Here is a 6,670-nt window from a genome sequence, read left to right as displayed (position 1 = left end):
TAGTGGCGGTTGGCCGTCTCGTATTCGACATGCGCCGTCGAGATCGTGATGCCGCGCGCCTTCTCCTCAGGTGCCGCGTCGATCTGGTCATAGCGCTTGTATTCGCCAAAATACTTCGTGATCGCCGCCGTCAGCGACGTCTTGCCATGGTCAACGTGACCAATCGTGCCGATGTTCACATGAGGCTTGTTACGCTCGAATTTACCTTTTGCCATGTGATGTCTCCAATCCTGCTCGCCCGTGCGGGCCTTGAATTAAGTTACCGCTGCAACCCGTTCGAGTTACGCGTATTTCTTCTGAACTTCCTGGGCGACCGCGGTCGGCACAGGCTCGTAGTGATCGAACTGCATCGTGTAGGCCGCGCGGCCCTGGCTCATCGAGCGCAGGTTGTCGACGTACTTGAACATGTTGGCGAGCGGCACCATCGCGTTGATGACCACTGCCACGCCACGTGATTCCTGGCCCTGGATCTGGCCGCGACGGCCGTTCAGATCGCCGATGACGCTGCCGACGTAGTCTTCCGGCGTCACCACTTCGACCTTCATGATCGGCTCGAGCAACTGGACGCCAAGCTTGGGTGCGGCTTCACGGAAGCAGGCGCGGCCGGCGATTTCGAAGGCCAGAACGCTGGAGTCGACATCGTGGTAAGCGCCGTCGATCAGCGTCGCCTTGACACCGATCATCGGGAAGCCCGCGAACGGACCCGAGGTCATGACGCTGTTGATGCCCTTTTCGACACCGGGGATGTATTCCTTGGGAACCGCACCGCCGACGATCTTGGTTTCGAACTCGAATTCGCTGCTGTCCGGATTCGGCTCGAAGACGATCTTGACGCGGGCGAACTGACCGGTACCGCCGGTCTGCTTCTTGTGCGTGTAGTCCTGCTCGTGCCTGCGGGTGATCGTCTCGCGATAGGCCACCTGCGGCGCACCGACATTGGCCTCGACCTTGAATTCGCGACGCATGCGGTCGACGATGATGTCGAGGTGAAGCTCACCCATGCCGGAAATGATCGTCTGGCCGCTTTCCTCGTCGGTCTTGACGCGGAAGGAAGGATCCTCGGCGGCCAGGCGGTGAAGGGCGAGGCCCATCTTTTCCTGGTCGTTCTTGGTCTTCGGCTCGATCGCGATCTGGATGACCGGATCGGGGAATTCCATGCGCTCGAGGATGACCGGATGCAGCGGGTCACTCAGCGTGTCGCCGGTGGTCGTATCCTTGAGGCCAGCCAGAGCGACGATGTCGCCGGCGAAAGCCTCTTCGACGTCGGCGCGCGAGTTGGCATGCATCTGCAGCATGCGGCCGATGCGTTCCTTCTTGCCCTTCACGGTGTTGTCGACCGAGATGCCCTTGGTGAGCTTGCCCGAATAGATGCGGGCAAAGGTGAGCGAACCGACGAACGGGTCGTTCATGATCTTGAAGGCGAGCATCGACAGCGGCTCGTTGTCGTCGGCGTGACGCTCGATCTCGGCGTCGGTCTTGGCATCGACGCCCTTGATGGCCGGAACATCGGCCGGCGACGGCAGATATTCGACGACGGCGTCGAGTAGAGGCTGCACACCCTTGTTCTTGAAGGCCGAGCCACAGAACATCGGGTAGAACTTCACCGCGATGGTGCCCTTGCGGATCAGCGCGCGGATCTCGTCATTCGACGGCATCTTGCCTTCGAGGTAGTTCTCGAGTGCCGTCTCGTCCATTTCGACGGCGGCTTCGATCATCTTCTCGCGGTATTCCTCGGCACGAGCCTTGAGGTCGGCCGGGATCTCGACGACGTCCCAGGCAGCACCCAGTGTCTCGTCGCGCCAGACAAGCGCGTTCATCTCGACGAGGTCGACAACGCCCTTGAACTCGGTCTCGGCACCGATCGGCAGCTGCATGACGACGGCATGCGCACCGAGGCGCGAACCGATCATCTCGACCGAGCGGTAGAAGTCGGCGCCGATCTTGTCCATCTTGTTGCAGAAGATCATGCGCGGAACGCGATACTTGTCGGCCTGGCGCCAGACGGTTTCCGTCTGCGGCTCGACACCGGCGTTGGCGTCGAGCAGCGCAATGGCGCCGTCGAGCACGCGCAGCGAACGCTCGACTTCGATGGTGAAGTCGACGTGTCCGGGGGTGTCGATGATGTTGAAGCGGTACATCTTGCCGCTGCGACCCTTCCAGAAGGTCGTGGTCGCGGCGGACGTGATGGTGATGCCGCGCTCCTGCTCCTGCTCCATCCAATCCATGGTGGCAGCGCCGTCGTGGACTTCGCCGATCTTGTGCGACTTGCCCGTGTAATAGAGGACGCGCTCGGTGGTCGTCGTCTTGCCGGCGTCAATATGCGCCATGATACCGAAATTGCGGTAGTCTTCGATTTTGTATTCGCGGGCCATCGTAGCTGCCTCTCAGTCTCGTACGCGCTTTACCAGCGGTAGTGCGCGAAAGCGCGGTTGGCTTCAGCCATCTTGTGGGTGTCTTCACGCTTCTTGACGGCGGTGCCGCGGTTGTTGGCCGCGTCCATCAGCTCGCCGGAGAGGCGGTCGACCATGGTGGTCTCGTTGCGGTTGCGGGCCGCGGCGATCAGCCAACGAATGGCCAGAGCCTGGCGGCGCTCGGGGCGCACGTCGACCGGAACCTGGTAGGTGGCGCCGCCGACACGACGCGAACGCACTTCCACATGCGGCGCGACATTGTCGAGCGCCTGATGGAAGACGGTGACCGGCTCCTGCTTGGTCTTCGACTGAACCTGGTCGAGCGCGCCGTAGACGATGGTCTCGGCAACCGACTTCTTGCCGTCATACATGACGGCGTTCATGAACTTGGTGACGATCAGATCGCCGAACTTCGGGTCCGGATTGATCTCACGCTTTTCTGCACTGTGACGACGCGACATTTTTTCTCTGCCTCAATTATGCGTGGTGGCCTTGATCCCGGATGCTTGCCCGGGATGACCTTCGCTACGCTTCGGTCACTTCGGACGCTTGGCGCCGTACTTCGAACGGCGCTGCTTGCGGTTCTTCACACCCTGCGTGTCGAGCACGCCGCGGATGATGTGGTAGCGAACGCCCGGAAGATCCTTGACGCGGCCGCCGCGGATCATGACCACGGAGTGTTCCTGAAGGTTGTGACCTTCGCCGGGGATGTACCCGATCACTTCAAAACCATTGGTCAGGCGGATCTTGGCCACCTTGCGCAGCGCCGAGTTCGGCTTCTTCGGCGTCGTTGTATAGACGCGCGTGCAGACGCCCCGCTTCTGCGGGTTCTGCTGCATGGCCGGGACCTTGTTGCGCTTCACCGGCGCAATGCGCGGCTWGCGGATCAGCTGGTTGACGGTAGGCATTAAACCCTCTTGTCTCTCAATTCCGTGTCTCGCCCGGTCAGGGCCGCTCAAAGCGTCATTTCCATACGCAAATTCGGGCCACAAACCGCGCCTCGCGGTCTTTGCCCGAACAAATGGCAGAGGAAGCGGACCCGCTTCGTGCACGCCGGAAATGTCTTTTCGCTCGTAAAACGAACCCTGTTTGAGGCAAACTCCAAAGCGTGTCGCTTCGGAAGGGAGAGCCTCACATCGGTTCTGACTGGGCGGCTTCTACTCGTAAGACCGCGAACCGTCAAGCCCGGAGCGCCAAATATTGCGCGCCAACCAAGGCTCGGCAGCCATGCGAAAAACGCATGTAATTTTGTTTCGCAATTTTGCAAGGGCGAGGAAGAAAGTGACCGGCTTTGCGCTGTTGCACGGCCCTGCTTCATGCGAAAAGGCCGCATGAGCAGTGAAAATCCCCTCGCCCGCCCGCAATCTGCCAAGAGGAATCGGCCCGTGAACGACAATGAAGAGCGCCCCGTCACCATCATCACCGGCCGGGTGTGGAAGAAAAAGGGCGGCAAGCCGGAAGGCGTGCATGTGATGCTGGTCGCCCCCGACGACGATTCGGCGGTGCGCCGGGCGCTCGAATCGCTTGCTGCGGAAGGTTACGCCGAGGCCGAACTCGACCAGATCGGCGACATGGACGGCGCACCCGACGATGAGCCGCATCTTTCCGCCTTCCAGGGCGCGCTCGAAGGCGAAGTGTCGATCGTTACTTTCGACGTGCCGATCTGAATCGGGGGCGCTGACGATGGCCGGACCAAAAGCGGTTGGACCTGCGTCCCGGACCTGGGCCGACCGGGCCGTCGCGGCGATCGAGGCCGATCAGCGCCGCTCGGCCGACACGCATCTGTGGAAGCTCGATCTACCGGCACTGGCCGGCATCGATCTCTATCTCAAGGATGAGTCCACCCATCCGACCGGCAGCCTGAAGCACCGGCTGGCGCGTTCGCTGTTTCTGTATGCGCTGTGCAATGGCCTGATCCGCGAAGGCGCGCCGGTGATCGAAGCGTCGTCGGGTTCGACCGCGGTATCGGAGGCGTACTTTGCCCGTATGATCGGGGTGCCGTTCTATGCGGTGATGCCGCGCTCGACCTCGCGCGAAAAGATCGCCGCGATCGAGCACTATGGCGGCAACAGCCATTTCATCGACGACGGCAGGCGCATCTATGCCGAGTCGGCCGAACTCGCGGCGAAACTCGGCGGCCATTTCATGGACCAGTTCACCCATGCCGAGCGCGCCACCGACTGGCGCGGCAACAACAACATCGCCGAATCGATCTTCGGGCAGATGCGCGAGGAGCGGCATCCGGTTCCGGCCTGGATCGTGATGAGCGCCGGCACCGGCGGCACCACCGCCACGATCGGCCGCTTCCTGCGCTACAAGCAGCATGCGACGCGGCTGTCGGTTGCCGACGTCGAGCGCTCGGCCTTCTTCGACGGTTTTGCCACGCATGATCGCAACTGCCGCTGCGAACAGCCGTCGCGGATCGAGGGGATCGGCCGGCCGCGAATGGAGCCGTCCTTCGTGCCTGGCGTCATCGATCATATGCTGCGGGTGCCGGACGCTCTGTCGCTGGCGGCGATGCGGGTGTTGTCGCGACGGCTCGGCCGTCGTGTCGGCGGCTCGACCGGCACCAACTTCATCGCCATGTGCTTTCAGGCCGCGCGCATGATCGAGGAAGGAAGGGYGGGTTCACTGGTGACGCTGATCTGCGATTCTGGCGATCGCTATGCCAACACATATTATTCCGACGAATGGCTGGCTGCGAACAGCCTCGACCCCTCGCCTTTCGAACCGGCGATCGAGGCCTTTTTGGCGGGTGGAAAACTGACCTTGCCGTTCGAGGAAAGCTGGGGCTGACTTTTCGGCGTCGGCTCGCCGGCTTCGGCTTGTCGGGGACAAGTGTTCTGATAAGAAGCCACCACCATCATTCAACAGACGGAGCGGCCGTGTCCCAGCCCATCAAGATAGGCATCGTCGGTGTCGGCAAGATCGTCCGCGACCAGCACCTGCCGGCCCTGGGGAAGGACCAGGACTATCGCCTCATCGCCGCCGCCAGCCGGCACGGCAAGGTCGACGGCATTCCGAATTTTCCTGATATCGAAGCCATGCTCGACGCGGTGCCGGAGCTCGAGGCCGTTTCGCTCTGCATGCCGCCGCAGTTTCGCTACGACGCGGCGCGCACAGCACTGGAAGCAAAGAAACACGTCTTCCTGGAGAAGCCACCCGGCGCCACTGTCAGCGAGGTCGAGAACCTCAAGGCATTGGCCGCGAAGAACGGCGTCTCGCTGTTTGCCAGCTGGCATTCGCGTTATGCGCCGGCAGTCGAGGCCGCGCGTGCCTTCCTGAGTTCGGCCAAGATCAAGTCCGCCGCCATCAACTGGAAGGAAGACGTGCGTCGCTGGCACCCGAACCAGGAATGGATCTGGGCTCCCGGCGGCTTCGGCGTCTTCGATCCCGGCATCAATGCACTGTCGATCGTGACCCACATCCTGCCGCCGATGTTCATCACCTCGGCCGTGCTCGATTTTCCTGAAAACCGCGCCGCGCCGGTCGCGGCACAGGTCACCTTCCGCACCTCGAACGGATTGCCGGTGGCGATGGATCTCGACTGGCTCCAGACAGGCCCGCAAAGCTGGGACATAGTTGCCGACACCGACAAGGGTGCGATGGTCCTTTCAGGCGGCGGCTCGAAGCTCGCCGTCGACGGCCGCGTCGTCCATGACGAACCGGAAGCAGAATACCCGATGCTTTACAAGCGGTTTGCCGAGATTGTCCGCGCCGGCAGCTCCGACGTCGATCTGGCGCCGCTCCAGCATGTCGCCGATGCCTTCATGCTCGGCAAGCGCAATGTGGTCGAGGCGTTTTTCGACTGAGCAGCGGCGATTTTCGGCAAGATCGCCTGGTCAGCGGACTACTTTCTATTGGAATCGGGACACTCTCCGGGTTGCGCAGAGGAAACCCGTGGCGCTGTCGGGTGTCCGAATTCAATTTCGTTCAGAATATCCTGGACCACCACGTCGAGACCGGCCTGCCCCCAGCCCAGCTCAGTGAGTTCGCCAAAGCGGATGAAGGTCGAGCGGTCAAAGCCGTGTTCGAAATCGTTGTAAGAAACGACGCTCTGCCCGATCAAAGCAACAACCCAGAAGCTGTGTTCGGCGCCATTCGCTGAGGTGTGCGTCCATCTTTCCGGATTGATCGTGATCGCGTCCCAGAGCCGTTTCTGAGCAAAGCCCATGCGATCCCGGCCATCGTTTATCAACTCCCAAAGGGCAGCTTCTTCCAATTGCGGGCTCCTTGGTCCATCTGCCATGAATACCGAC

The 6,670-nt window shown here is 61.7% G+C and carries 8 protein-coding genes; 3 read left to right on the top strand and 5 right to left on the bottom strand.

Annotation, left to right across the window (positions count from 1 at the left end; translation table 11 throughout):
- The 4 genes from AC1D0I_RS28170 to rpsL all read right to left on the bottom strand — a co-directional run.
- Window positions 1–215: GTP-binding protein (locus tag AC1D0I_RS28170; RefSeq protein ID WP_477399237.1), on the bottom strand; the 215-nt coding region annotated here is incomplete at its 3' end.
- Between the two features lie 66 nt (window positions 216–281).
- Window positions 282–2,372: an elongation factor G gene (fusA, locus tag AC1D0I_RS28165; RefSeq protein WP_477399235.1), complete on the bottom strand. Its 2,091-nt coding sequence runs from the start codon at window positions 2,370–2,372 to the stop codon at window positions 282–284.
- A 29-nt stretch (window positions 2,373–2,401) separates the two neighbouring features.
- Complete coding sequence (rpsG, locus tag AC1D0I_RS28160; RefSeq protein ID WP_008875664.1) at window positions 2,402–2,872, bottom strand: 30S ribosomal protein S7; 471 nt, start codon at window positions 2,870–2,872, stop codon at window positions 2,402–2,404.
- 75 nt (window positions 2,873–2,947) lie between these two features.
- Entirely contained in the window at window positions 2,948–3,319 is a 372-nt protein-coding gene (rpsL, locus tag AC1D0I_RS28155) for a 30S ribosomal protein S12 (protein WP_477399233.1), read from the bottom strand.
- A gap of 477 nt (window positions 3,320–3,796) precedes the next feature.
- Between rpsL and AC1D0I_RS28150 the strand changes: the two genes are divergently transcribed.
- From AC1D0I_RS28150 to AC1D0I_RS28140, 3 genes are all read left to right on the top strand, one after another.
- Entirely contained in the window at window positions 3,797–4,078 is a 282-nt protein-coding gene (locus AC1D0I_RS28150) for a transcriptional regulator (RefSeq protein ID WP_095089673.1), read from the top strand.
- Between the two features lie 16 nt (window positions 4,079–4,094).
- Complete coding sequence (locus AC1D0I_RS28145; protein WP_477399231.1) at window positions 4,095–5,207, top strand: PLP-dependent cysteine synthase family protein; 1,113 nt, start codon at window positions 4,095–4,097, stop codon at window positions 5,205–5,207.
- A gap of 89 nt (window positions 5,208–5,296) precedes the next feature.
- Window positions 5,297–6,223, top strand: a complete 927-nt coding sequence (locus AC1D0I_RS28140; RefSeq protein ID WP_477399230.1) for a Gfo/Idh/MocA family protein — start codon at window positions 5,297–5,299, stop codon at window positions 6,221–6,223.
- A gap of 38 nt (window positions 6,224–6,261) precedes the next feature.
- Here the strand turns inward: AC1D0I_RS28140 and AC1D0I_RS28135 are convergent, their stop codons facing one another.
- Window positions 6,262–6,633, bottom strand: coding sequence for a hypothetical protein (locus AC1D0I_RS28135; RefSeq protein ID WP_477399228.1), 372 nt, complete (start codon window positions 6,631–6,633; stop codon window positions 6,262–6,264).
- Between the last annotated feature and the right edge of the window lie 37 nt (window positions 6,634–6,670).

This window comes from Mesorhizobium sp. P2_D1 (genome assembly GCF_056404455.1).
This window is presented reverse-complemented; position numbering and strand designations above follow the sequence as displayed.

Excerpts from the sequence above, each read along its gene's own strand:
- fusA (WP_477399235.1), bottom strand. The coding sequence starts at position 2,372 with ATGGCCCGCGAATACAAAATCGAAGACTACCGCAATTTCGGTATCATG.
- rpsG (WP_008875664.1), bottom strand. The coding sequence starts at position 2,872 with ATGTCGCGTCGTCACAGTGCAGAAAAGCGTGAGATCAATCCGGACCCG.